Annotated in this window: 23 protein-coding genes; 8 read left to right on the plus strand and 15 right to left on the minus strand. The window is 65.2% G+C overall.

Going from position 1 to position 25,366, the window contains the following annotated elements; genetic code table 11:
- Nucleotides 1-7: 7 nt before the first annotated feature.
- The 3 genes from otnK to ltnD are packed head-to-tail and all read right to left on the minus strand — an operon-like array spanning nt 8 to nt 3,012.
- On the minus strand, nt 8-1,294 hold the full coding sequence (gene otnK / locus JQ592_RS02690) for a 3-oxo-tetronate kinase (protein ID WP_211401363.1): 1,287 nt from the start codon (nt 1,292-1,294) through the stop codon (nt 8-10).
- Nucleotides 1,291-2,073 carry a 2-oxo-tetronate isomerase gene (otnI, locus tag JQ592_RS02695; protein WP_018648082.1) on the minus strand — a complete coding sequence of 261 codons (783 nt, stop codon included), beginning with the start codon at nt 2,071-2,073 and terminating at the stop codon, nt 1,291-1,293. Before otnI ends, otnK begins: the two co-directional genes overlap by 4 nt.
- Nucleotides 2,074-2,088: 15 nt before the next feature.
- Nucleotides 2,089-3,012 carry an L-threonate dehydrogenase gene (gene ltnD / locus JQ592_RS02700; RefSeq protein WP_433996395.1) on the minus strand — a complete coding sequence of 308 codons (924 nt, stop codon included), beginning with the start codon at nt 3,010-3,012 and terminating at the stop codon, nt 2,089-2,091.
- A 100-nt stretch (nt 3,013-3,112) separates the two neighbouring features.
- Between ltnD and JQ592_RS02705 the strand changes: the two genes are divergently transcribed.
- Complete coding sequence (locus tag JQ592_RS02705) at nt 3,113-3,793, plus strand: aldolase (RefSeq protein ID WP_211401365.1); 681 nt, start codon at nt 3,113-3,115, stop codon at nt 3,791-3,793.
- Between the two features lie 198 nt (nt 3,794-3,991).
- Here JQ592_RS02705 and JQ592_RS02710 read toward each other — a convergent pair whose 3' ends face one another.
- From JQ592_RS02710 to JQ592_RS02735, 6 genes are all read right to left on the minus strand, one after another.
- On the minus strand, nt 3,992-4,696 hold the full coding sequence (locus JQ592_RS02710) for an ABC transporter ATP-binding protein (RefSeq protein WP_211401366.1): 705 nt from the start codon (nt 4,694-4,696) through the stop codon (nt 3,992-3,994).
- On the minus strand, nt 4,680-5,411 hold the full coding sequence (locus JQ592_RS02715; protein WP_211401367.1) for an ABC transporter ATP-binding protein: 732 nt from the start codon (nt 5,409-5,411) through the stop codon (nt 4,680-4,682). Before JQ592_RS02715 ends, JQ592_RS02710 begins: the two co-directional genes overlap by 17 nt.
- A complete protein-coding gene (locus tag JQ592_RS02720; RefSeq protein ID WP_211401368.1) occupies nt 5,408-6,391 on the minus strand; it encodes a branched-chain amino acid ABC transporter permease in 984 nt (327 codons plus the stop codon). Before JQ592_RS02720 ends, JQ592_RS02715 begins: the two co-directional genes overlap by 4 nt.
- Nucleotides 6,391-7,269 carry a branched-chain amino acid ABC transporter permease gene (locus JQ592_RS02725; protein WP_211401750.1) on the minus strand — a complete coding sequence of 293 codons (879 nt, stop codon included), beginning with the start codon at nt 7,267-7,269 and terminating at the stop codon, nt 6,391-6,393. Before JQ592_RS02725 ends, JQ592_RS02720 begins: the two co-directional genes overlap by 1 nt.
- Before the next feature lie 148 nt (nt 7,270-7,417).
- Nucleotides 7,418-8,662 carry an ABC transporter substrate-binding protein gene (locus JQ592_RS02730; RefSeq protein ID WP_211401369.1) on the minus strand — a complete coding sequence of 415 codons (1,245 nt, stop codon included), beginning with the start codon at nt 8,660-8,662 and terminating at the stop codon, nt 7,418-7,420.
- A gap of 92 nt (nt 8,663-8,754) precedes the next feature.
- Complete coding sequence (locus JQ592_RS02735; protein ID WP_211401370.1) at nt 8,755-9,570, minus strand: putative hydro-lyase; 816 nt, start codon at nt 9,568-9,570, stop codon at nt 8,755-8,757.
- 119 nt (nt 9,571-9,689) lie between these two features.
- On the opposite strand from JQ592_RS02735, the gene JQ592_RS02740 reads away from it, so the two are divergent.
- The 5 genes from JQ592_RS02740 to JQ592_RS02760 all read left to right on the plus strand — a co-directional run bounded on the left by JQ592_RS02740 (nt 9,690) and on the right by JQ592_RS02760 (nt 14,794).
- Nucleotides 9,690-10,607, plus strand: a complete 918-nt coding sequence (locus tag JQ592_RS02740; protein ID WP_211401371.1) for a LysR family transcriptional regulator — start codon at nt 9,690-9,692, stop codon at nt 10,605-10,607.
- Nucleotides 10,608-10,728: 121 nt separating this feature from the next.
- A complete protein-coding gene (locus tag JQ592_RS02745; RefSeq protein WP_211401372.1) occupies nt 10,729-11,979 on the plus strand; it encodes a Zn-dependent hydrolase in 1,251 nt (416 codons plus the stop codon).
- Nucleotides 11,980-11,991: 12 nt separating this feature from the next.
- Nucleotides 11,992-12,903, plus strand: coding sequence for an NAD(P)-dependent oxidoreductase (locus JQ592_RS02750; protein ID WP_211401373.1), 912 nt, complete (start codon nt 11,992-11,994; stop codon nt 12,901-12,903).
- Nucleotides 12,904-12,914: 11 nt separating this feature from the next.
- Nucleotides 12,915-13,988: a malate/lactate/ureidoglycolate dehydrogenase gene (locus tag JQ592_RS02755; RefSeq protein ID WP_211401374.1), complete on the plus strand. Its 1,074-nt coding sequence runs from the start codon at nt 12,915-12,917 to the stop codon at nt 13,986-13,988.
- 164 nt (nt 13,989-14,152) lie between these two features.
- The gene (locus tag JQ592_RS02760) at nt 14,153-14,794 is read left to right on the plus strand and encodes a suppressor of fused domain protein (RefSeq protein WP_211401375.1); all 642 of its coding nucleotides are present in this window, start codon (nt 14,153-14,155) and stop codon (nt 14,792-14,794) included.
- A gap of 233 nt (nt 14,795-15,027) precedes the next feature.
- Here JQ592_RS02760 and JQ592_RS02765 read toward each other — a convergent pair whose 3' ends face one another.
- Nucleotides 15,028-16,101, minus strand: a complete 1,074-nt coding sequence (locus JQ592_RS02765; protein WP_130368333.1) for a tartrate dehydrogenase — start codon at nt 16,099-16,101, stop codon at nt 15,028-15,030.
- A 157-nt stretch (nt 16,102-16,258) separates the two neighbouring features.
- Here JQ592_RS02765 and JQ592_RS02770 point away from each other — a divergent pair, with 157 nt between their 5' ends.
- Together JQ592_RS02770 and JQ592_RS02775 are read left to right on the plus strand one after the other, a co-directional pair.
- Nucleotides 16,259-17,035, plus strand: a complete 777-nt coding sequence (locus tag JQ592_RS02770; RefSeq protein ID WP_211401376.1) for an SDR family oxidoreductase — start codon at nt 16,259-16,261, stop codon at nt 17,033-17,035.
- Between the two features lie 115 nt (nt 17,036-17,150).
- Nucleotides 17,151-18,566, plus strand: a complete 1,416-nt coding sequence (locus JQ592_RS02775) for an amidase (protein ID WP_211401377.1) — start codon at nt 17,151-17,153, stop codon at nt 18,564-18,566.
- Nucleotides 18,567-18,593: 27 nt separating this feature from the next.
- Here the strand turns inward: JQ592_RS02775 and JQ592_RS02780 are convergent, their stop codons facing one another.
- The 5 genes from JQ592_RS02780 to JQ592_RS02800 all read right to left on the minus strand — a co-directional run bounded on the left by JQ592_RS02780 (nt 18,594) and on the right by JQ592_RS02800 (nt 25,360).
- Entirely contained in the window at nt 18,594-20,831 is a 2,238-nt protein-coding gene (locus tag JQ592_RS02780; RefSeq protein WP_211401378.1) for a xanthine dehydrogenase family protein molybdopterin-binding subunit, read from the minus strand.
- A gap of 14 nt (nt 20,832-20,845) precedes the next feature.
- Nucleotides 20,846-21,292, minus strand: a complete 447-nt coding sequence (locus JQ592_RS02785; RefSeq protein WP_211401379.1) for a (2Fe-2S)-binding protein — start codon at nt 21,290-21,292, stop codon at nt 20,846-20,848.
- A gap of 228 nt (nt 21,293-21,520) precedes the next feature.
- Nucleotides 21,521-23,023 (minus strand): extracellular catalytic domain type 2 short-chain-length polyhydroxyalkanoate depolymerase, encoded by a 1,503-nt coding sequence (locus JQ592_RS02790; RefSeq protein WP_211401380.1) that lies wholly within the window; start codon nt 23,021-23,023, stop codon nt 21,521-21,523.
- A 40-nt stretch (nt 23,024-23,063) separates the two neighbouring features.
- Nucleotides 23,064-24,173 (minus strand): amino acid ABC transporter permease, encoded by a 1,110-nt coding sequence (locus tag JQ592_RS02795; RefSeq protein WP_211401381.1) that lies wholly within the window; start codon nt 24,171-24,173, stop codon nt 23,064-23,066.
- Nucleotides 24,174-24,175: 2 nt separating this feature from the next.
- Nucleotides 24,176-25,360 carry an amino acid ABC transporter permease gene (locus JQ592_RS02800; protein ID WP_211401382.1) on the minus strand — a complete coding sequence of 395 codons (1,185 nt, stop codon included), beginning with the start codon at nt 25,358-25,360 and terminating at the stop codon, nt 24,176-24,178.
- Nucleotides 25,361-25,366 lie beyond the last annotated feature (6 nt).

Consider the following 25,366-nt stretch of genomic DNA (forward strand, 5'->3'; position numbering starts at 1 on the left):
TCTGCGCTCAGCGCATGAGCCTAAGCGCATCGGAGAAAAACTCCGCGCCGCCGAAATTTCCGGACTTCAGCGCGAGCAGCATGTCGCCTTCAACACCGACCGCACGCAGCACCGGAACGCCGGCGGCAATTTCTACTCCTACGAGAAAGCCGGGAATCTTCAACCGGTCGACCACGGCGCCGGATGTCTCGCCGCCGGCAACGACCAAACGCCGGACACCTGATTTTACAAGGCTTTCGGCAATGTCGGCCATCGTCTGCTCGATGGCATGCCCGGCCGCATCACGACCATGACGCGCCTGAAGCGCGGCGACCTGACCGGGTGTCGAGCTCGATGCGATCAGCACCGGACCTTCGGGCAGTCGCGGCCTTGCCCAGTCCAGCGCACGCTGCGCTTCACCCGCGCTCGTAAGAATACGGTCCGGGTCGAGATGTAACACCGGCATGACACGCTCGGCATTCGCGATCTGCTGAAGCGTCGCCTGCGAGCAGCTTCCGGCAAGACACGCCACCGATCCGCCGACCGCAGCACCGGCTTCGTTGCTCGCCGCAGCCGACTTGACCTTGCCGGTCGAGACCAACGCCCGCGCCAGCCCGAGGCCGATGCCGGAAGCGCCGACCGATAGCCGATGTTCGGCGGCGACCAGACCGATGGTCTCGAGGTCGCGGTCGAAGACAGCGTCGATGATCGCAGCGCCGATGCCCTTGGTGGCGAGCTCGGCCAGCCGCGTCTGCACGGCGTCCGCGCCGCGCGTGACGGTGGCGAGATCGACGAGGCCGATCTGCGTCTTGCTCTGGCGCGCCAGCACCCGCACCAGGTTGGAATCGTGCATCGGATTGAGCGGATGGTCCTTCAGCGGGCTCTCGTTCAGCGGCACCGCGCCGACGAAGAGGTTGCCCTGATAGACGGTGCGACCGGTCTCCGGAAAGGCCGGCGTCACCAGCACGGCGCCCTCGCCGCAATCGGCGCGCAACGCATCCATGACGGGGCCGATATTACCGGCGTCGGTGGAATCGAAGGTCGAGCAGATCTTGAACAGCACGTGGCTCGCGCCGCGGCCGCGCAGCCATTTGTCCGCTGCGCGCGAGCGCGATACGGCAACGCCGGCCTCGATCGATCGGCTCTTCAAGGACACCACGACGGCATCGACCTCGGGCAGCGCCAGATCGTCGGCAGGTACGCCGATGGTCTGCACCGTGCGCAGGCCCGCGCGCGTCAGCGTGTTGGCCAGATCGGAGGCACCGGTGTAGTCGTCGGCGATGCAGCCCAGAGAAATTTTCGCGGCAAGGGTCACGGCTTCACTCCCGCATAGGGCTTGAACCAGGCAAGGCCATCGGTGGTCTTGCCGCGCGGATTGTATTCGCAGCCGACGAAGCCGGCATAGCCGAGCCGGTCGAGCTCCTCGAACAGGAATGGATAGTTCAGCTCCTCGCCGTCGGGTTCGTTGCGCGAGGGAATGCTGGCGATCTGGATGTGGCCGATGATCGGCATCATCTCGCGCAGCCGCATGGTGACGTCGCCGTGGATGATCTGGCAGTGATAGATGTCGAACTGGAGCCTCAGGTTCGGCAGCCGCAGCTCCTGGATCAGGTCGCGCGCGAAGCCGAAATCGTTGAGGAAGTAACCGGGCACGTTACGCGCATTGATCGGCTCGAGCACGATGTCGATGCCGTGGGGTGCGAAGAATTCAGCGGCCCACGCCACCGATTTGTAGAAGGCCTCGATCGCGACGCGCTCGCCGCGATTGGCGATGCCGGCCATCAGGTGCAGCCGCTTGACGCCGGTCGCCTTGGCGTAGGGTAGCGCAGTCTCCAGGCTCGCCTTGAGATCATTGAAGCGCGCCGGCAACGCCGCAAAACCTTTCTCGCCGGCATTCCAGTCGCCCGGCGGCAGGTTGAACAGCGCCTGGGTCAGGCCGTTGCGCTTGAGCCGCTCGCCGACGGCTTCCGCCGGATGCTCGTAGGGAAAGAGAAACTCGACGGCGGTGAATCCCGCCTGGGCTGCGGCATCGAAGCGGTCGAGGAACGGCACCTCGGTGAACATCATCGAGAGGTTGGCGGCGAAACGGGGCATTGCAGATCCTCTGGTTTACTTGTCGCCCGGCAGCTTCACGCCGGTGACCTGCGCGTACATGCGCGCGACCGACGCGTCGTCGTCGCGGCCCATGCCGGCGGCAGCCGTCATCAGGAACATCTGGAGGGCGGCGGCCGATACCGGCACCGGGAATCTGGCGCTGCGCGCCATGTCCTGGATGATGCCGAGGTCCTTGACAAAGATCTCAACCGCGCTGCGCGGCGTGTAGTCGCCATCGAGCACGTGCGGCATGCGGTTCTCGAACATCCAGGAATTGCCGGCAGAGGCTGTAATCACTTCATAGACCTTGCGGATGTCGAGCCCCTGCTTGGCCGCGAACGCCATCGCTTCGCTCGCGGCGGCGATGTGAACGCCGGCCAGCAATTGGTTGATCATCTTGAAGGCGGCGCCTTGGCCAGCGGCATCGCCAAGCTCGTAGAGCTTTGCGGCCATGGCATCGAGCGCCGGCCGTGCTTTTGCAAAGGCGGCCGGGCTGCCGGAGGCGAGAATGGTCAGCTCGCCCTGCGCGGCGCGCTGCGCCCCGCCGGAGATCGGCGCATCCAGATAATGCCGGCCGGTCGCCTCCAGCTGTTTTGCGAGGCGCCGCGCCACGTCCGGGTCCATGGTGGCGGAGGAGACGAACACGCTGTCCTTCGGCATGGTTTCGGCCGCGCCGTCCTTGCCGAACAGGATCGCCTCGGTCTGCGCGGCATTAACGACGACGCTGACGACGATGTCGGCGCTCTTGGCCGCCTCGGCCGGCGTTCTGGCGCCCGCGCCGCCGTCCTTCACGAACCGCGCCACCGCGTCAGCGGAAACGTCACAGCCGGTGACGGCATGGCCGGCGCGCTGCAGCGACGTCGCCATGCCAAACCCCATCGAGCCGAGCCCGACGACGGCGATACGCTGATTTTGTGACGTGGAGGCGGACATATGCAACTGATCCTTGCGAACGTTTCCCGAATAGCCGCCCTTTGCGGCAGCTTGGCAACCGAATAACACGGCTTGGCCGCGCTGCCAAAGCGTGAGACAAGCGGGCATGACGGCCATGAGCAACGAGACACGGCTGCGTGAGGATATCTGCCGCTTCGGACGGTCCCTGTTCGAGCGCGGGCTGACGCCGGGATCCTCCGGCAATATCAGCGTCAGGCTGGACGGCGGCGGCTGGCTGGTGACGCCGACCAACGCCTCGCTCGGCTTTCTCGATCCCGCAAAACTGTCGCGACTGGACGACCAGGGCCGGCTGATTTCGGGCGATGCCCCGACCAAGGAAGTTCCGCTGCACACCGCGCTCTACGACACGCGCGGCAGCGCCCGCGCGATCGTGCATTTGCACTCCACGCATTCGGTCGCGCTCTCGATGCTCCCTGAGGTTGATCCGCGCGCCGCGCTGCCACCGATGACGGCCTATTACCTGATGAAGTGCGGCGCCACCGCGCTCGTGCCCTATTACCGCCCCGGCGATCCCGCGGTGGCGGACGCGATCAAGGGGCTGGCGGGGAAGTACTCATCCGTGCTGCTCGCCAATCACGGACCGGTGGTCGCCGGCGACACACTGGAGGCCGCGGTGTTCGCCACGGAAGAGCTGGAGGAGACGGCCAAGCTGTACCTGCTGCTGCGCGGGATGAACCCGCGGTATCTGTCACCGGAGCAGGTGACGGATCTGGTGAAGGTGTTCGGAGTGACGCTGCCGGAGCATGGGCACGAGCACGGACATTAGGCCCGGCTCTAACCTCGTCATTGCGAGCGCAGCGAAGCAATCCAGAATCCCTCCACGGTAAGACTCTGGATTGCTTCGCTGCGCTCGCAATGACGGAGGACGGGGCAGCGCCTGCAGCCCGCATGAGCGTAGCGACATGCGGGACCAGCGGTCCCGGATATCGCTTCGCTCATCCGGGCTACGGCAGTGCGTGCGCCGCTACAGCCCCAGATACGCTTTGCGCACGTCGGGATTGCCCTTGATCTCCGCCGCGGGGCCCTGCATCAGTACGCGGCCGGTCTGCAGGATGTAGGCGCGGTCGGCGATCTCGAGGCACTCCGCCATGCGCTGCTCGACGATCAGCACGGTCATGCCGGCATCGCGAATGCGCTTCACCGCCTGGAAGATCTCGTCGACGAGCTTCGGCATGATGCCCTGCGACGGCTCGTCCAGCATCAACAGCCGTGGGCGCGTCATCAGGGCGCGGCCGATCGCGAGCATCTGCTGCTCGCCGCCGGAGAGCGTCTCGGCGCGCTGCTCCAGGCGCTCCGACAGGCGCGGAAACAGCTGGAAGACGAGGTCGAGCGGCTCTTCGCGGTTCGCTTCGCTGCGATAGAGATAGCTGCCGAGACGAAGATTGTCGCGCACCGACAGGCGCGGGAACAGGCGGCGGTTCTCCGGCACATAGGCGATGCCGGTTGCGGTGATGTGATGCTGCGCCATGCCGTCGAGGCGCTTGCCGTCGAAGGTCACCGTGCCCGAGCGCGGACGCTCGGCGCCGGCGATGGATTTCAGCAGCGTCGACTTGCCCGCGCCGTTGGCGCCGGCGACGCAGACGATCTCGCCCTTCTCGACCTTGATCGAGACCGCGGAGATCGCAACCAGGCCCTGATAGGCGGTCGTGACTTCATGCACCGACAGCATGGCGATCTCCCAGATATGCGCTGATCACCTTGGGATCGCGGACGACATCGGCGGGCTTGCCCTCGACCAGCACCTTGCCGAGGTCGAGCACGATCGCGCGATCGACCAGTGGCATCACGATCTCCATGACGTGCTCGACCATCAAGACGGTGATGCCGGTCTCGCGCACCTTGCGCACCAGCGCCACGCCGGTCTGCGCCTCGGTCGGCGTGAGGCCGGTGAGGACCTCGTCGAGCAGCAACAGTTTCGGTTCGGTCGCAAGCGCCCGCGCGACTTCGAGGCGGCGCTTCTCCGCCGGCACGAGGTCACTCGCGAGCACGTCGGCGCGCGCAGCAAGGCCGGTGAACTCCAGCACCTCATGCGCCTTGCGGCGGGCCTCGCGCATCACCGTGTTGCGCACGAGCGCACCGACGATGACGTTGTCGATGACAGTCATGGTCTCGAAGCTCTTGACGACCTGGAAGGTGCGCCCGACGCCGCGCTGGCAGCGTTCGGCCGCCGGCAGTTTTGTGACGTCCTCGCCATCGAACCAGATCGAGCCTTGAGTGGGCGGCAGCACGCCGGCGATGAGATTGAACAGCGTCGACTTGCCGGCCCCGTTCGGACCGATCAGACCGACGATCTCGCCGCGGCCGACCGAGATCGAGACGTCGCTGTTGGCGACGAGGCCGCCGAAGCGTTGCCAGACGCCGCGTGTTTCCAGGAGTGCGGTCATCGCGTGGCTCCCGTCTTCTTCGGGCGTGAAAACAGGCTCATCAGCCCTCGCGGCAAGGCCAGTGAGATCAGGACGATCAGCGTGCCATAGACGATGAGGTCGACACCGCTCCCCGAGCCGCCGAACTTGAAGCGCGTCAGCTCAGTCAGCGGGATCAGAATGGCGGCGCCGAGCACCGGTCCCCACAGGGTGCCGATGCCGCCCAGCACAGCGGGCAACGCCATCAGCAGCGAAAACTGAAAGCCCATGACGCTCTCAGGGTCGATGTAGGAGACGAACTGGGCGTAGAAGCTGCCGCCGACGGCAACCAGGAAGGCGGAGACCGCGGCCGCGCCCATCTTGGAATTGAACACGTCGACGCCGAGGCTCTCGGCCGCGTCCGGATTGTCCTTTACCGCACGCCACCAATAGCCCCATTTGGAATCCTCCAGCCACCAGGTGACGAACCAGGCGACGCAAGCCAGCAACAGGGCGAAATAGAAATACGGCAGCTTGCTGCGGGCGAACTGGAATTTCAGCCAACTGTCGCCACGGATCGGAATGGTGATGCCCATCGCGGCGCCGGCCCATTCCCAATTATGGAACAGAAGCAAGCCGATCTCAGCGATGACGATGGTCGCGATGACGAAGTAATGGCCACGCAGGCGGAAGAAGGGATAACCGAGCCCCATGGCGATCAGCGCCGACACCACGCCGCCCGCCAGCATGCCGAACCAGGGCAGCACGCCGAACTTGGTGAAGAGCAACTCGGTGGTGTAGGCCCCGAGACCAAAATAGAGCGCGTGCCCGAGCGAGATCTGCCCGCAATAGCCGGACAGGATGTTCCAGCTCTGTGACAGTCCCGCATACATCAGCGTCAGGATCAGGATGTTCTGGACGACGACGTCCTTCACGAACAATGGCGTAAGCGCGGCGATCACGGCCAGAACCGCGGCGATGATGAGGTCGCGGCGGCGCCGCGCGGCAAAATTCTTGTCCATCACATCGACCCGAACAGGCCACGCGGCCGGATGAAGACGACGAGCAGGTACACAGCGTAGATGCCGACCGATTTCAGCGAAGGCGGCAGCACCAGTGCGGTGACCGCTTCGACCAGGCCGACGATGATGCCACCGGCGAAGGCGCCGAACACGCTGCCGAAGCCGCCGAGCGCCACCGTGACATAGGCGATCAGGGCAAACGACGCGCCGACGTCGGGATAGATGTAGAAGAACACCGCCATGATCGCACCGGCGAGACCGACCAGCGCGGCGCCGAGGCCCCAGCCGAACGCGAACACGCGGTTCTTGTCGATGCCGACGAGCGCGACCGCGCCGGGATCCTCGCGGGTGGCTTCCAGCGCGCGCCCGAAGTCGGTGCGGTGGATGAAGAGGTAGAGGCCGGCAAAGGCCGCGATCGAGACCAGCGCACCGACCAGTTGCGGCTCCGGCAGGAAGATGCCGGCAACCGAGATGGTTTTACCACCGAGCCAGGACTGGGGAATGCTGCGATAGTCCGGCGTGAAGAAATACTGCGCGAGGCCGCGCATGACGATGGCCAGACCGAAGGTTGTGAAGATCTGCACCATGCCGGCATTGGCCTTGGCCCGCATGGCGAAGCGTACAAGGAGCAGATAGACCACCGCTCCGAACACGAAGAGTCCGGCGGCGACCAATGGCGCCGACAGCAAGGGATCGATGGCGAAGAACGCGAACAGGAAGAAGGACAGGTACATTGCGATCATCAGGAACTCGCCATGAGCGAAGTTCGTGACGTCCATCAGGCCGAAGATCAGCGCAAGGCCGACTGCGATCAGTCCATAGAGCAGCCCCATCAACAGGCCGCTCGCGAGACTTTGGACAACGGTTTCGACTGTCAGCAACTTGTCCCCCAGAAAAAACCCTCACCCCGAGGGGCGTGATCGAACGCACATCGCAAGGCAGAAGCCCGCCTCCGTCGTTTGCGACGCAGGCTTCGTCCGTTTCTCAGGATCGAGGTCGGGAGCTACCGGGCCCCCGCACGCATCCTCACTTCATCGGCCAGACCGGTTCGGCAACCGCCGCCTGCTCCGGCGAAACGGTGACGAACTTGCCGCCGATATATTGCAGCAGCACCGGATCGGCATCGTTGTTCTGGCCCATCTCGTCGAACTTGACGCTCTTCCAGGGCATGATGGTCTGCTCGGCCGGCATCGTGGTTGCGGCGAGCGCCTCGCGGACCTTCTCACCGTCGGTCGACTTGGCGCGGTTGATGGCGTCCGCCATGATGATCAGCGCCATGAATTCGCGCGAGGTGTTGTCGTTGAGGTCCTTGCCGGACTTCTCCTTGAACATCGCGTTGATCTTGCCGACCATCTGCCGCTTGGCGGCGAGATCGAGCGAGAAGCTGCCGCGCGTAATCACGCCCTCGAGCTTGTCGCCGACGGCGTCGTAGAGCGCCTTCTCTGAGAAGCCGGCGGCCTGCGCCACGATCGCCTTCGGCTTGTAGCCGAGCTCGGCCATGGTCTTGACCAGCAGGATGCCGTCGGTGGTGTAGCTCGAGGGCATCAGCACGTCGGCGTTCGCCGCCTTGAGCTGCTGCACTTCCGCCGACAGCGACGGCGAGTTGGCGCGATACTTGATGTCGGCGACGACCTTGTAGCCGCGGTCGGCCGCCAGCTTGAGCTGGGCGTTGGCGGAGTCGGTGCCGAAGATCGTGTCCTCGTGGAACAGCGCCAGCGTCTCGACCTTGGTGCCCTTCTTCTTCAGCGCATCGAAGAAATCGAACATCGCGCCCGAGAACATCTCGTCATGGGGCGACGGCCGGAAATAGTACTTGAGGCCGCGGCGATGCAGGCTCGGCGAGGAATTGTCCGCCGAGATGAACGGAATCTGATAACGCTCGCAGGTCTGGCTGACCGTGACCGCGACCGCGCTCTGATAGGTGCCGAGGATGGCACAAACCTTCTCCTGCGTGATCAGGCGCTCGGCTTCGGCACGGCCCTTCTGCGGATCGCCCTGATGGTCGGCATAGACGAGGCGGATCTTGGCGCCGCCGAGGCCCGGCAGGCCTTCACCCTTTGCCAGCGGCAGGTCGAAATCGAAGTCCTTGTTGATGATCTCGGCCGCCGTCTCGTAGGCGCGCTGAGCATCGACGCCGATCTGGGCATTGGCGCCGGACATCGGATAGGTCAGACCGATCACCACTTCGGACGTCTGCGCCCGCGCGGCTAGCGGCATCAACGCGGCAGTGGCGGCAGCTCCGAGCAGAACGTCGCGGCGAGTGATCGTCATTGGTTCAAGTCCCCTGTTATTCGTATTTGCGCGTATCGAATGAAGCGATTGACAGATAGCGTAAAGCCCGAAGAAGCAGCAAACGCTGCCCATTAAATCACGGCCATGGTCCTGTTCTTCAGATCCGTCACCAGCATCAGGCCGGGCGAATGCGTGATTGCGAACGGCAGCTTTGCGGCATTGATCACCGATTGCGGCGTCACGCCGCAGGCCCAGAACACCGGGATCTCGTCGTCCGCGACGGGCACCGGATCGCCGTAGTCGGGCTTGGCGATGTCCTTGATGCCGATCAGGTGCGGATGGCCGAGATGCACGGGCGCGCCGTGCACGGCAGGAAAGCGCGAGGTGATCTGCACCGCGCGGATCGCATCGGCCGGCTTGAATGGGCGCATCGACACCACCATGGGGCCCGCAAACGGACCGGCCTCGCCGCAGGCGATGTTGGTGCGGTACATCGGCACGCGCACGTTCTGCTCGATGTGGCGGATCGGCATGCCCTCGTCGAGCAGCGCCTCTTCGAACGAGAACGAGCAGCCGAGCACGAAGGTCACGAGGTCGTCGCGCCAGTAGCTCTTCACATCAGTCGGCTCGTCGACGACTTCGCCGTCGCGCCAGACGCGGTAGCGGGGAACGTCGGTGCGGATGTCGAGATCGGCGCCCAGCGCCGGAATATGCGGGCTGCCGACGTCGGACATGCCGATGATCGGACACGGTTTCGGATTGAGCTGGCAGAAGCGGTGAAAGGCGCTGGCGTATTCGGCGGGCAGGATCGCCAAATTGCCCTGGACGAAGCCGGGGGCGACCCCGGCGGTCGACCCCACCTCGCCGGCGCGATAGGCGAGCCGCGCCTTGCGGCTTGGGAGCGTGTCGGGCGTTTCAGTTTGCTGCGCTGCCACCAAAACAGTCATGTGATCGACCTGCCTATAAACTCGACAAAGACAGCCAACACCAAGCGTGCTATAAAGTCTAATCTTCGTTTCTAATCAATCTCGATAAATCCAATTTATCGACTGGGAAAATCCTTCCAATGCTGGACTTCAGGTCGATCGAGACGTTCCTCTGGGTTGTGAAGCTCGGCAGCTTTCGCGGTGCTGCACAACGGCTCAATACCACCCAGCCGGCGATCTCCCAGCGCATTGCCCAGCTCGAGCGCGAGATGGGCGTGAAGCTGCTGAACCGCGATCATCGCGTCGCTTCGCCGACGCCGAGCGGCCGGCAGATGATGGTCTATGCGGAGAAGCTGATTGGCCTGCGCGCGCAGATGTTGGCGGAGATCGGCGACCGCTCGGCGATGCGCGGCGTGATGCGGCTCGGCGTCGCCGAGACCATCGTGCATACCTGGCTGCCGCAGCTCGTGAAGAGCGTGAACGAGATCTATCCGAACCTGTCGCTGGAGATCGAGGTCGACATCACGCCGAACCTCACCGCGCGCCTGCTCGCGCAGGAGATCGAGCTTGCTTTCGTGGTGGGGCCGCTGTCGGCCTCCGGCGTGCACAACCGCGTGCTCGCCGACTACCCGATCGGATTCCTCGCAAGCCCCTCGCTCGGGCTCGGCAAGGGCCCGGTCACGCCGGCAGAGCTCGCACGGTTTCCGATCATCACCTTCCCGCGCAAGACCAAGCCCTACGAAGTCGTGCGCGAGGTGTTCGACCGGCCGGAGCTGCCACCGATCCGGCTGCATGCATCCGCGTCGCTGGCGACCGTCATCCACATGGCGGTCGAGGGACTCGGCATCGCCGTGATTCCGGACGCCATCGTCGAGAACGAGCTTGCCGACGGGCGCCTGCAACTGCTCGACACCGACCTCGCCATCGCGCCGCTCACCTTCACCGCAAGCTGGCTCGCTTCACCCGATGTCGTCGCCGTGGAGCGCGTCGCAGAGCTTGCACGGCAGATTGCGCAGAGCAGCCTCGCGGTTGACGCGCCCGCGCTGGCGCGTCATTGAAAAGGAGCCGGATTTTCTACCGTCATTCCGGGGCGATGCGACAGCATCGAACCCGGAATCTCGAGATTCCGGGTTCGCCCTGCGGGCGCCCCGGAATGACAGCGACATATGGAAGAGACGCATGAGCCGAGCCGCCACGAACCTGCAAATCGATTCCGCCCGCCTCTGGGGCTCCATCCACGACACCGCGCAGTTCGGCGCGACGGCCAAGGGCGGCGTGCGGCGGCTGACGCTGAGCAGCGAAGACAAGCAGGTGCGCGATTGGTTCCGCAAGGCCTGCGAGGATGCCGGACTGGAGGTGCACGTCGATGCGCTGGGATCGATGTTCGGCCTGCGCAAGGGTCGCGACATGTCGAAGCTGCCGATCGGGATCGGCTCGCATCTCGACACCCAGCCGACCGGCGGCAAGTATGACGGCATCCTGGGAACGCTCGGCGCGCTGGAAGTGATCCGCACGCTGAACGATGCCGGCATCGAGACCGAGGCGCCGATCTGCGTCGTCAACTGGACCAACGAGGAAGGCTCGCGCTTCGCGCCGGCGATGATGGCCTCCGCCGCTTATGTCGGCGATTTCACCACCGACGACATCCTGTCGCGCAAGGATATCGAGGGCACGACCGTCGGCCAGGCGCTCGACAGCATCGGCTATCGCGGCGACAAGCCGGTCGGCTTCCAGAAGCTCGGCTGCTTCGTCGAGCTGCACATCGAGCAGGGGCCGATTTTGGAGGCCGAAGGCAAGACCATCGGCGTGGTCGATTCCGGTCAGGGCGTGCTCTGGTACGACGGCAAGATTTCCGGCTTCGAGAGCCATGCGGGTTCGACCCCGATGCCGCTGCGGCGCGATGCGCTGGCGACGCTGTCGGAGATCGTGCTGGCGATGGAGGCGATTGCGAAGAAGCATGGGCCGAATGCAGTCGGCACCATCGGCGAGGCCGTGATCGCAAACCCCTCGCGCAACGTCATTCCCGGCGAGATCGCCTTCACCATGGACTGCCGCAGCGCGGATGGCGCGATCATGGATGCGCTCGACCGCGACCTGCGCGCCGCCATTGCCGAGATCGCCGCGCGCCGCGAGGTCGAGGTCAAGATCGACCTGGTCTGGCGCAAGCCGCCGACGCATTTCGATCCGAAGCTGATCGCGGCGGTCGAGAACGCGGCAAAGACGCTCGGCTATTCCTCCCGCCGCATCACCTCCGGCGCCGGCCACGATGCCTGCAACCTCAACACCGTCATGCCGGCGGCGATGGTGTTCGTGCCCTGCAAGGACGGCATCAGCCACAACGAGCTGGAGGACGCCACCCAGCCCGACTGCGCCGCCGGCACCAACGTGCTGATGCATACCGTGCTGGCGATCGCCGGCGTCGCGTCCTGACCGGAGAGAGCCATGCGCGGAGTTTTCGTCGACGCCAACGAAGCCCTCGCCGTGATCATGAAACGGCTGGAGAAGCCTGGTGATCCCAAGGTTCGGATCCACCGGGACCCCGATATCAAGCCCGAGCAATACCCCGAAATCCTTGACGGCGCCGCGATCGCGATCGTCGACCACACCGCGCTGCCGACCGAGGTGGCGAAGAAGTGCACCGGCCTGAAGCACGTCGTGTTCCTCGGCACCGGCGCGCGCAGCTACATGAACCCGGAGGAGCTCGCCGAGCTCGGCATCTCCGTGCACCTGATCAAGGGCTATGGCGACACGGCCGTGGCGGAATCCGCGATCGCGCTGATGTGGGCCTCGGCCCGCGTCATCGCGATGATGGACCGCGAGATGCGCGCCGGAAGCTGGCTGCGCGAGGACGGCATGCAGCTCACCGGCAAGACGCTCGGCCTGATCGGCTTCGGCGGCATCGCAACGGAAGTCGCGCGCATCGCGACGGGCAGCGGCATGAAGGTAATCGCCTGGAACCGCTCGCCGAAGAGCTATCGGGGCGTCGAATTCACCGATCTCGACACGGTGCTGGCGAGGAGCGATGTCGTATCGCTGCACCTGCTGCTCAACGACGAGACGCGCGGCATGATCACCCGCGAGAAGATCCTTGCGATGAAGCCTGGTGTCATCCTCGTCAACACCGCCCGCGCCGCGATCGTCGATGAGGCCGCGATGATCGACGCGCTGAAGTCCGGCCACATCCGGCATGCCGGCCTCGACGTCTTCAACATCGAGCCGCTGCCGGGCGACCATCCACTGACGAAGCTGCCGAACGTGACGCTGTCGGCGCATTCGGCGTTCCGCACGCCGGAGGCGAGCGAAAACCTGATTGAAGCGGCGTGGGTTCACTGCCGCCGGATCGTGAAAGGATAAGAGCAACAACAATGGCCGACTATCGCACCATCAAGGCAGAGCCGCTCACCGACGCCATCCGTACCATTGTCAAGGCCGGCGGCTCCACGGACCGCGAGGCCGAGCTCGTGTCCACCAATCTCGTCGAGGCCAATCTTAGGGGACATGACTCGCACGGCGTCGGCATGATCCCGCGCTATGTGCAGAGCGTCACCAATGGCGGTCTCGCCGTGAACCAGCACGTCAAGATCGTGCTCGACACCGGTCCGCTGCTCACCCTCGACGGCCTCACCGGCTACGGCCAGGTGATCGGCCATGAAGCGATGGAGCTGGCCGCCGAGCGCGCCAAGAGCAACGGCGTATGCCTCGTCGGCCTTTCCAACTCGCACCACATTGGCCGCATCGGCCACTGGGCCGAGCAGTGCATCGACCACGGGCTGGTCTCGATCCACTTCGTCAACGTGATCTCGCGCCCGATCGTGGCGCCCTGGGGCGGCAGCGATGCGCGCCACGGCACCAACCCGTTCTGTGTCGGCATCCCGCGCAGGGGCAAGGACCCGATCGTGCTCGACTTCGCCACCAGCAGGATCGCGCAGGGCAAGACCCGCGTTGCCCACAACAAGGGCGTCGAGCTGGAGCCCGGCACCATCATCGACAATGAAGGCAAGCCCACGGTCAATCCGCGCTACACCGTGATCCCGCCGTACGGCGCTATCCTCCCGTTCGGCGAGCACAAGGGTTCGGGGCTCGCGCTCGTGTGCGAAATTCTCGGCGGCGCGCTCTCCGGCGGGCAGGTGGTCAAGGGCCCGTCCGACGGCAAGTACAACGTCATCAACGGCATGCTCTCGATCGTCATCGACCCGGGCAAGCTCGGCACCGGCGAAAACCTCGCACGCGAGGTCGAGAGTTTTGTGGCCTGGCACACCGGCTCGCCACCCGCGCCTGGAATCGACAAGGTCAAGATCGCCGGCGACCCCGAGCGCGAGACCAAGAAGAAGCGCCTCGCCGAAGGCATTCCAGTCGATCCGACCACCTGGCAGGAGATTCTGGAGGCCGGGAAGAAGTTCGGCTTGGATCAGGCGGCGATCGAGAAGATCGTAGGCTGATCGAACGAAGCGCATCGCTGAGAATAGCCCGGCCGACTGCATTATCGCGCAAGTAGGTCTGGACTAAAGCGCAGCATCGCCGCCCTCGTGGAGCGGATTTGAACCGGCCCGCGTCGTCTCGCGACAACGCGGATATCCCGGTCCACATCCGCCCCGAGGTTCACATGTTCTCCCGTCTCGCAAAGCTCATGTCCGGCTCCGCGGAGCCATCACACGCGACCGACCTCTACCGGCATCGGCTGGCCATCTACGAAGGCGAGCTTGGCGAGCCCGAGCACAGCTTCACCGACAGCGCGGAGCGCCGCATCGACATCCACGCCTTTGGCCGCGATTTCGTGCCGGTGTGCCAGGAGGGATCTGACGAAGGCTACGTGCTTCTGACCAACGGCATGAGCGAGCAACGGATGCCGGGGGTGCTTGGGGACGCAAAGCCGCGTGCCGAGCTGATGTGGTATGTCCGCGAACCGACAGAGGAGGTTCGCGCCAATCTGCGCTGGCTGGCCAATCTGCCGTTCATCGACACGACCTGGTTCGGCTTCGGCCATCGCGTCGCGCTGCCGTGGCCGCCGGTTGCAGGAACGGACTTCCAGACGTTCCTGTTTCTCACACCGATCATCGGCCCCGACAAGGAGATCGCCGAAGCGCTCGAGATCGCGGGCGATCCGGTCGAGATCCTCACAGTGAACCTGATCTCGCATCAGGAGCTCGGGCTGATCAAGACCAGGGGGCTCGACCCGTTTCTCGACCTGCTCGACGAGAATGATTATCCGCCGATCTTCGATCCGGCGCGGAAGTCGTATGTGTAGTGCGCGTCAAAAGCACCGATGTCGTCCCGGACAAGCGCAGCTCTCGACAACGCCTAGCGTTGCCGAGAGCTGTGCGCCGATCCGGGACCCATACCCACAGAAAGAAGTTTTGCGAAAGGTCGGAGTGGGCGTTTTGCACCACACTCCTCCCTGTGGTTATGGGTCCCGGCCTTCGCCGGGACGACAGGAGAGTTTGCTGCGAGGCCGGATTTAGCGCTCGCTAACGCCCCGCCTCAATCCACCATATCCGCAACCGCCTTGCCGCAGGCGGTGGTGTCGGCGTTGCCGCCGAGGTCCTTGGTGCGGAGCGTGCGCTCTGCCAGCGTGCGCTCGATCGCCTCGACGATCGACTTGCCGGCTTCCTTCTCGCCGAGATGCTCGAGCATCATCGCGCCCGACCAGATCATGCCGATCGGGTTGGCGATGCCCTGCCCTGCGATGTCAGGTGCCGAGCCGTGCACCGGCTCGAACACCGAGGGGAAATCGCCCTCGGGGTTGATGTTGCCTGACGGGGCGATGCCGATTGTGCCAGTGCAGGCGGGGCCGAGATCGGAGAGGATGTCGCCGAACAGGTTCGAGCCGACCACGACGTCGAACCAGTCCGGATGCAGCACGAAGTTCGCGGTCAAGATGTCGATGTGGTACTTGTCCCACTTCACGCCCGGGAACTTCTTGGCCATCGCCTCCACGCGCTCGTCCCAATAGGGCATGGTGATGGAGATGCCGTTGGACTTGGTCGCCGAAGTCAGGTGCTTCTTCGGCCGCGACTGCGCGAGCTCGAAGGCGAATTTCAGGATGCGATCGACGCCGGTGCGGGTCATCACCGTCTGCTGGGTGACGAACTCGCGGTCGGTATCCGGGAACATGCGGCCGCCGACGGAGGAATATTCGCCTTCGGTGTTCTCGCGCACCACCCAGAAATCGATGTCGCCGGGCTTGCGACCCGCCAGCGGCGACGGCACGCCGGGCATCAGCCGCACCGGACGCAAATTCACGTACTGGTCGAACTCGCGGCGGAACTTGATCAGCGAGCCCCACAGCGAGACGTGATCCGGAATCTTCGCCGGCCAGCCGACCGCGCCGAAATAGATCGCGTCGTGCTTGCCGATCTTCTCCTTCCAGTCATCGGGCATCATCTGGCCGTGCTTCTCGTAGTAATCGTAGGACGAGAAGTCGAAATGGTCGAAATGCACGGAGACGCCATGCTTCTTCGCGGCCGCCTCCAGAACGCGCAGGCCTTCCGGCATCACTTCCTTGCCGATGCCGTCGCCGGGAATGACCGCGATCCGGTATTGTTTCTTGCTCATCGAGAACGTCCTTGGTTGGTCCGGCAGCCGCCGTCTTTTTTGACCGCACTGCAATGGACCAAAGTCGGCGGCAGCGCAACGCTGCACTGCAATGTTGACCATGGCGCAGCCGGGCGCCTACTGATTTCATCCTGTTCCCATCCTGCGAGTACTCCCCATGGATTTGCATCTGCGTGGCAAGCGCGTCCTGATCACCGGCGCGTCCAAGGGCATTGGCGCTGCCGCCGCCGAGGCGTTTGCCGAGGAAGGCGCGCATCTCCTGCTGGCGGCCCGCAGCGGCGACCAGCTCAAGGCGTTGGCGGATCGCCTGCGCGCCGCGCACCAGATCGACGCCGCGACGAGCATTGTCGACTTGCGCAAGGAAGAGGATGTCGTACGGCTGGCGAAGGAAGCCGCCGACATCGACGTCCTCGTCAACAACGCCGGCGATATCCCGGGCGGCTCGATCGACAAGATCGACGAGGCGGCCTGGCGGCACGCCTGGGAATTGAAGGTGTTCGGCTATATCAACCTCACGCGGCATATCTACGCCCAGATGAAGGCCAGGGGCGGCGGCGTCATCGTCAACGACATCGGCGCCGCCGGAGAAAAATTCGACGCCAACTACATCTGCGGCAGTGCCGGCAATGCCGCGCTGATGGCTTTCACCCGTGCGCTCGGGGGAAAAAGCCTCGCAGACAACATCCGCGTCGTCGGCATAAATCCCGGGCCCGTCGGCACCGACCGCCACGTCACCCTGCTCAAAACGCGGGCAAAGCACCAGTTCGGCGACGAGAGCCGCTACAAGGAATTCCAGAAGAGCCTGCCGCTCGGCCGCCCCGCGCATGCGCGGGAGATCGGCGATCTCATGGCGTTCCTGGCGTCGGATCGCGCCGGCTATATCTCGGGCGTGATCTACACGGTGGACGGCGGCATCAGCGCCGGGTGGGGTTAACGCACATGAGTCATTCCGGGGCGCCCGAAGGGCGAACCCGGAATCTCGAGATTCCGGGTTCGATGCTGCGCATCGCCCCGGAATGACGAAGACGACCAATGAGGAGCTATAGACTTTGTCTGACCTGATCCGCGAAACCGCCTGCACCGTCGTCGACAAGCTGCGCTCCGGCGACGTCTCGCCGCTCGAGCTGCTGGATGTGCTGGAGAAGCGCATCGGCGAGGTCGACGGCAAGGTGAACGCGCTGCCGATCCTGTGCTTCGATCGCGCCCGCACCAATGCGAAGGCAATGATGCAGAAGCCGGCCGGTGCGCGCGGACTGCTCGCAGGCCTGCCGGTGCCGATCAAGGACCTCACCGACGTCGCGGGCGTGCTGAACACGCAGGGCTCGCCGATCTTCAGGGACAGCATTCCCGCGAAGTCCGACCTCATGGTCGAGAACCTCGAAGCCAACGGCGCGGTGGTCTACGCCAAATCCAACACGCCGGAGTTCGGCGCCGGCGCCAACACCTTCAACGAGGTGTTCGGCGCGACGCTCAATCCGTGGGATACGACGAAATCGGCTGCGGGCTCGTCCGGCGGCGCGGCCGTCGCGCTTGCGACCGGCATGGCCTGGCTCGCGCAGGGCTCCGACATGGGCGGATCCTTGCGCAGCCCGGCGGCGTTCTGCGGCGTCGTCGGCATGCGGCCGAGCATCGGCCGCGTCGCACATACTCCCAAATCGGGCATCGATCGCAATCTCGGCGTCGTCGGCCCGATGGCGCGCAACGTCGAGGATCTTGCGCTGCTGCTGGATGCGATGAGCGGCGACTATGCGGACGATCCGCTGTCGCTGCCGGCCCCCGCAACCTCGTTCCTGTCGGCGGCCCAGGCCGGCAAGAGACCGAAGCGCATCGCCTACTCGCCCGATCTCGGCATCACCCCGGTCGATCCCGAAGTGAAGGCGATCACGCGCAAGGCCGCCGAACGTTTCGCGGAAGCTGGCGCCATCGTCGAGGAGGCGCATCCGGACTGGCGCGAGGCGCATGAATGCTTCCACGTGCTGCGCGCCTTCGATTTCGCGATCACCAAGGCCAATCTGCTGCGCACCAAGCGCGACCTGCTCAAGCCCGAGGTGATCTGGAACATCGAGGAAGGCCTCAAGCTGACGGTCGAGCAGCTCGCGCGCGCCGAGGCGCAGCGCGTCGGCATGACCGCCCGCGCGGTCGAGTTCTTCAAGCGCTACGACCTGCTTCTGGTGCCGACGACGATCGTGCCGCCCTTCCCGATCGAAAACCGCTACGTCGCCGAATGCGACGGCAAGAGGTTCGAGAACTACATCGAATGGCTCGGCATCGTCTACGCCATCACGCTCGCCTGCTGCCCGTCGCTGTCGTTGCCCTGTGGCTTCACGGCCTCCGGCCTGCCGGTCGGCGTGCAGGTGGTCGGCGCCCCGCGCGCCGACGCACAGGTGATTGCCGGCGCGAAGGTGCTGGAAGACATTCTCGGCCTGCGCGGGACGACGCCGATCGATCCGAAGGCGAAGGTATAAGGGCAGCGGCGCGGCAAACGCCGCGCCTCAGCTGGCCCCGAACTTCATCTTCGACAGCGGCAGGCTGCGGATGCGCTGGCCGGTCAATGCGGCAACCGCATTGGCCACGGCCGGCGGCACGCCGGGCAGTCCGGGCTCGCCGATACCACCCATCGGCGCGCCGCTTTCGACGATGCGGACGTGGACACGCGGCATGCGGTCCGGCGGCAGGATCGGATAGCCGTCGAAATTGCGCGCCTGCGGCACGCCCTTGGCGTAGACGACCTCCTCCAGCAGCGCCGACGACAGGCCGAGGGCAACGGCCGAATTGACCTGTGCCTCGATGATGCCGGGGTTGACGATGCGACCCGGATCGATCGCCACCCAGACATCGTGCACGGTGACCGCGCCTCCCCTCAGCGACACTTCCGCGATTGTCGCGACCTCGCTACCGAACGGTGAAGCCATCGCAACGCCCCGTGCACGCTTGCTGCCGTCGGGCGCGGTGAAGGGACCGCGCTTCCAGCCACCGGAGAGCTCGCCGACCGCCTGGAGCAGCGTCTTGTGGCGCGGCTTGTCCGCGAGCAGGCGCAGCCGCAGATCGTAGGGATCCTGCTGGCCTGCGTCGGCAACCTCGTCGAAGAACGTCTCGTAGAAGAAGTCGTTCATGGAGTGGCCGACCGAACGCCAGAAGCCGATGATCGCGGGGTCATCGACGAGGACATGCGCGACGCGGCGATTGTTGATGGCATATGGCTTGCCGGAGATGCCTTCGACCGCCGAGCCATCAGCCGCATCCGGCTTGCGACCGAACCAGCGATCACGCGGCCCTTCGCCGACGGCCTCCGCCTCCAGTGCCACCGGCAACCCGTTCGCGTCGAGGCCGGCGCGGAAACGCACGAAACCCATCGGCCGCAGCGCATCGCGCAAAAACTCTTCCTCGCGGCTCCAGATCAGCTTGACCGGCCGACCGACCGCCCTCGACAGCTGGATCGCCTGCGGGAACGGATTGGCGGTTTCATAGATGAAGTGGCGGCCGAAGAAGCCGCCGAGCATCGGCGAGTGGATTTTGACCTTCTCCGGCGGGATACCGGCTGCCTTGGCTGCGAGCGTCTGGAACATTTCCGGGGCCTGATTGGGCACCCAGAGATCGAGCGTGCCATCCTCGTTCCAGCGCGCCAGCGCCGAGGGCGGCTCGAGCTGGCCGTGCGCCAGATAAGGCGCATCATAGGTCGCGGTGACGATTTTCGCCGCGCCCTTCAGCGTGGCGGCGGCATCGCCGACCGTCTCCGCGGCAATCCCCGGTCCCGGCGCGGCCGCAAGCTGCGCTTTGCGGCCCTCCGACGAGAAGTCCGACGGCATCGCGCGGCGCGTCCCCGGCGCCGCGTCGGTCCACGTCACCTGCAACGTCTCCACCGCGCGGCGCGCGTGCCACCAGCGGTCGGCGACGACAGCGACGGCGCCAGGAAGACGATGGATCGAATGCACGCCCGGCATCGCCTTCACCTCCGCCTCGTTGGCGAAGGCGCCGGGCTCCAGATCGAGGCGCGGCGCGTGCTGAACGGCGGCACGCAGCATGCCGTCGACCTGCATGTCGATGGCATAGGCAGCCTTGCCGGTGGACTTGTCGCGCGCATCGAGACGCGCCACCGGCTTGCCGATCCAGCGGAAATCCTTGTCCGCACGCAGCGTGACATTCTCGGGCACCGAGAGGGCAGCGGCGTCCGCGGCGAGCGCACCATAGTCGAGCGTGCGGCCCGTTGCAGCGTGGCGCACGCGGCCGGGCTCGGTCGTGAGACTTGCCACCGGCACCTTCAGTCGAGAGGCCGCGGCCTGCAGCAGCATCTGTCGCGCCGATGCGCCGACGCGGCGCATGGTGTCGTAGCTCGATCGCACCGAAAAGCTGCCGCCGGTGAAACGGCGGCCGCCAACCACCTGATAGTCGGCGCCGGGCGGCGCGCATTCCACGGTGAAGCGTGCCGGGTCCATGTCTAGCTCTTCGCCGACGATCTGCGCCATCGCGGTGGCAACACCCTGCCCGCCCTCGACGAAGGGGCTTCGCAACAACGCGGTGCTGTCTGTGCGGATTTCGAGGAAGGCGGAGACTCGCGGTGCCGACTTTGCCGCCGCTGCGGTGTTCTGCGCCTTTGCATCTGCGCCGGGCAATGCGACGCCGAGCACAAGTGCACCCAGCGCTGCACCGAGAACGTCGCGGCGCGACAGGTTGACGGGCCGGTCTTCCGGCAGTTCACCGGCCGGGGCGAATTCATGGGTCATGCTGTTCATGATCGCGCGCTCCCTCAGCCCTGGGCAACCTGGCGCACGGCCGCGGCGATGGCGTTATAGGTGCCACAGCGGCAGAGATTGACCATGGCCGCGGCGATGTCCTGCTCATTGGGCTTCGAGTTCTGCTTCAATAGCGCGGTCGCGGCCAAGACCTGACCGGACTGGCAATAGCCGCATTGCGGCACCTGGTTCGCCACCCAGGCGTCCACGACGCGACGGCCGACGGCGTCGTCCGTGACGGCCTCGATGGTGGTGATGGCCTGGCCGGCGACGCTGCCGACGGGCGTGACGCAGGATCGCGTCGCCTGGCCGTCGATCAACACCGTGCAGGCGCCGCATTGGGCGATGCCGCAGCCATATTTGGTCCCGGTCATCCCGAGTTCGTCGCGGATCACCCACAGCAGAGGCGTATCGTCCTCCGTCTGGACCTGATGAGTCTTGCCGTTGATGATGACGTCCATGGAAAGCCGCTCCTTGGATTGCCGGTGGCGCGACCCACCGGTCGCAGGGGGGAACACTGGGCAAGCCCTGATAAGAGGTGACGCCTACCGCGGGCGGCCCCCTCGAACAATCAGCTCAATTTCGCATGGAGTTATGAGCGGCATCGATTAATCCCGAGCGAGCACGGCACGACCTCCCGTCGCACCCTGCTGGTCATCGCGCGGCACGCAGGACGGTTGCTCGGTTCGCTATTTGACGATCGGGCAGGAGCCGGGATCGTCGCAGCGAGGAGGCGTCGATCGCGTGGTGCCGGTCGCATCGTCGGAGCCGGGGCCCGCCGTTCCGTTCAGAATGACCGAGACACGCCAGCGATATGTTGTTTGCGGCATCAGGCCGGAATCGCCAAAGCTCGCTCCTGTCACGTCGCCAATCGCCTGGAACGCGCCATCCGGCCCCGCACGCGAAATCCGGTAGGTTGTTACGCCGTCCACTGGAGACCAGGCCAGGTCAGCGCCGCTATCCGACGTATCGATCACCGTGAGCGACTGCGGTGCTGATAGCGATGGCGCGGGCGTGCCGGCAGGCGCCGCGGCCCCGGCCGTGAGCGCATCCAGCATGGCCTTGATCGCCTTGATTTGCGACCCGGACTTCGTCACGTAGCTATCCTGATGGTCGACGTAGCTCCACCAATCCCAACAGGCCTGCGGATTGCTTGGCCAGTAGGGGCTGGTCTTGGTCTGCGGATAGAGAATGATCAGGTGGTTCGTATCCGCCCACGCATTGTAGCCGGCCTCATCCACAAACCTGCGTCCGATATCGGCGACATCCTGCTTGCATCCGTGGAGCGCGACGTGGACGCGACACGGACTGCCCTGCTCGCAATCCTGAGGTACGAACACATAGCCGGTGTCGCCCATGCTCAGCGCGTCGGGCAAATGCGGCGCGGTATAGATCGATTGATCAAAGCTCTTCACCGAGCCTGCAAGCTGCGCAGAACTGGACGGATTCAGGCGGCCGTAAATATGCTGCAGGATGACGCCGGCCTGGTCATAGCCGCATTGGTCGATATAGGGCTCCGTGTTGGCCTTGCAGTCGTTGAGCCCTGGCGCGCCCTGTTTCGTCACGACGAACGAGTGGCCCGCGCCGAGCGTGGCCTGATAGAACAAGTTGCCGCGATTGGCATCCCCCAGATAATGGCGATAGAAATCGGCGGCCGCATCGGTCGCGGCCTTGTCGACGACTGCGTCATTGTAGCCGTGAAAGAGATAGATCTTCTGCCTGCCGACATTGCTGAGAGGGTCGATCTCGCCCGCTGCGGCCTTCGCGTCGGCCTTTGCCGTAAAATCCTTCGGATCCAGATCCGACCGCGGCCCTTTCATGCACGCACCCGTGGCCCGCCAGATCGGCCCCCAGTACCAGGTGGCGGCGTCGAGCGCGTCCGCCTTCGCGCACCAGTAAGGGCCGCCTGCGACCACGCCGACGCCCTTGATCACCGACGACCACGCCGTGCCGAACTGAACGGCCATGAACGCGCCCGACGAAATTCCCGAAATCGAACTCTCACCGATCGGCGCGCGATAGCCCCGTAGTCCCTCAGCCTCGGCGGCACGCGACGACACGCCGAGAGTGGTTGTGAAGATCAGGGCGCAGATCAGGGCGGCGGTGAATTGCCGCAAAACGGCCACGCACATGACAGCCTCGCCAAATCGACCGCAGAAGCAACCTCTGGTATTACAGCTCCAGATCGGCAATCGGTGCAAGCGCAAACAAGCGGCACCAAACGAGAAACCGTCACTTCGGCGTTGTCGGCGCCTCCAGGCTGCGACTGTAGCGCGACATCGCGAAACAGAAGACAAAGTAGATCGCGGCGACGAAGATGTAGACCTCGACTGAAAATTGCTGCCAGGCCGGATCGATGATCGCGGTCTTGGCCGTCGTCAGCAGGTCGAAGATGCCGATGATCAGGACGAGGCTGGTGTCCTTGAAGAAGGCGATGAAAGTATTGACCAGGGGCGGGATGACATGGCGGATCGCCTGCGGCAGCACGATCAGCCGGTGCTTGCGCCAGTAGGAGAGCCCCAGCGCGTCGGCGGCTTCATATTGCCCACGCGGCACGGCCTGAAGCCCGCCGCGGATCACTTCGGCGAGGTAGGCGCCGGCGAACAGGATGATCGCGATCTGCGCGCGCAGCAGCTTGTCGATGTTGAATCCTGCGGGCATGAACAACGGAAACATCACGCTTGCCATGAACAACAGGCTCACCAGCGGCACGCCGCGGATCAGCTCGACATAGAGCACGCTGAGCGAGCGGATCGCCGGCAGCTTCGAGCGCCGACCGAGCGCGACGAGGATGCCGAGCGGGAAGCCGAAGGCGAGACCGAACGTCGCCAGAATCAGAGTCACCGGCAGTCCGCCCCAGCGGTCCTGCGAGACGAAGGACAGGCCGAACACGCCGCCCCACATCAGCACGCTGATCAGCGCCAGTGCCCCGATCCAGAGATAGACCAGCTCGCGCCGCCACAGGGCGCGGCGGGTCGAGAGGTAGTACAGCGCGATGAACAGCACGACCGACAGCGCCGGCCGCCACTGCTCGTCGAACGGATAGGTGCCGAACAGGATGAAGCGGTACTTTTCGGGGATGATCGCCCAGCAGGCGCCGACGCCACGCGCCGCGCGGCAGGCGCTGGAGTCGTTCGCCGACGTCAGCCAGACCGCATTCGCGATGCCCCATTGCACGAAGCTGAACATGCCTTTCGCGAGCAGCGCCAGCAGCACGACTGTGAGTATACTGTTGGGAATCGACGAGAACAGATTCTTGCGCAGCCAGCGCAGCACCGGATTGCCCATCTGCGGCCGGCGAGCGGCGCGGGGGGCTTCGGGGATGTCGGTGATCGCCGTCATGCTCAGCGCTCCACCAGCGCAATGCGCGCGTTGTACCAGTTCATGAAGAAGCTGATGGAAAGGCTGATGGTCAGGAACACCGCCATGATCAGCGCGATCGCCTCGATCGCCTGTCCGGTCTGGTTCAGCGTGGTGTTGGCGACCGAGACCACGTCCTGATAACCGATCGCGACCGCGAGCGAGGAGTTCTTGGTCAGATTGAGATACTGGCTCGTCATCGGCGGCACGATGACGCGGAGCGCCTGCGGCAGGATGATCTGCCGCAACATGAAGCTGCGGCGCAGGCCGAGCGCATTGGCGGCATCCCATTGGCCGCGCGGCACGGACTGGATGCCGCTGCGCACGATCTCGGCGATGAAGGCCGAGGTGTAGGTCACGAGCGCGATCAGCAGCGCGAAATATTCCGGCGCGAGCGTCAGCCCGCCGACGAAATTGAAGCCGCGCAGTTGCGGCCATTCGATCGTCCAGGATACGCCGAGCGCCACGGACACGGCCGTCGGCAGTGCGAGGACGAGGCCAACCGCAAAGGGCCAGGCCGGACGCGGCTTGCCGTCACGCATCTGCTGCGCGATCAGCCATCGCCGGATGAGATAGAACAGGACGAGCCCGAGTACCGCCGTGCCGAGCACCCAGAGCTGCGGCGAGCCAATCGGGATCGCCGGCAGGATCAGGCCGCGGTTGGACAGGAACACGCCCTCGACCGGCCGCCACGCCGCGCGCGCCGCCGGCAGCGCCTGCATCAGCACGTACCAGAACAGCAGCTGGAGCAGCAGCGGGATGTCGCGGAGCGTTTCGACATAGACGGCGGCAAGCCGCGACAACAGCCAGTTGGCCGACAGCCGCGAAATGCCGATCAGCGTCCCGAGGATGGTCGCGAGCACGATGCCGATCACCGCGACACGCAGGGTGTTGGCGATGCCGACGACGAAGGCCCAGAGGTAGGTATCCCTCGGATTGTAGGCGAGCAGGCTGTCGGCAATCGGCATGCCGGCCTCGCGGCCGAGGAAGGCGAAGCCGGTGGTGATGCGGCGGGCCGACAGGTTGGTGACAGTGTTGGACCAGAGGAAGGCGATCACGCCAACCGCGATCCCCACCACCAGGACCTGCCAGAACAGGCCCTTCAATTCGTTGCGCCCAAGCGCGAAGAAGCGGCGGCGCGGCGGTGGTCTGGGATGATCGGCGGTCACAGCACA

Origin of the sequence: Bradyrhizobium iriomotense (assembly GCF_018129405.1) — a bacterium.
Classification (GTDB): domain Bacteria; phylum Pseudomonadota; class Alphaproteobacteria; order Rhizobiales; family Xanthobacteraceae; genus Bradyrhizobium; species Bradyrhizobium iriomotense_B.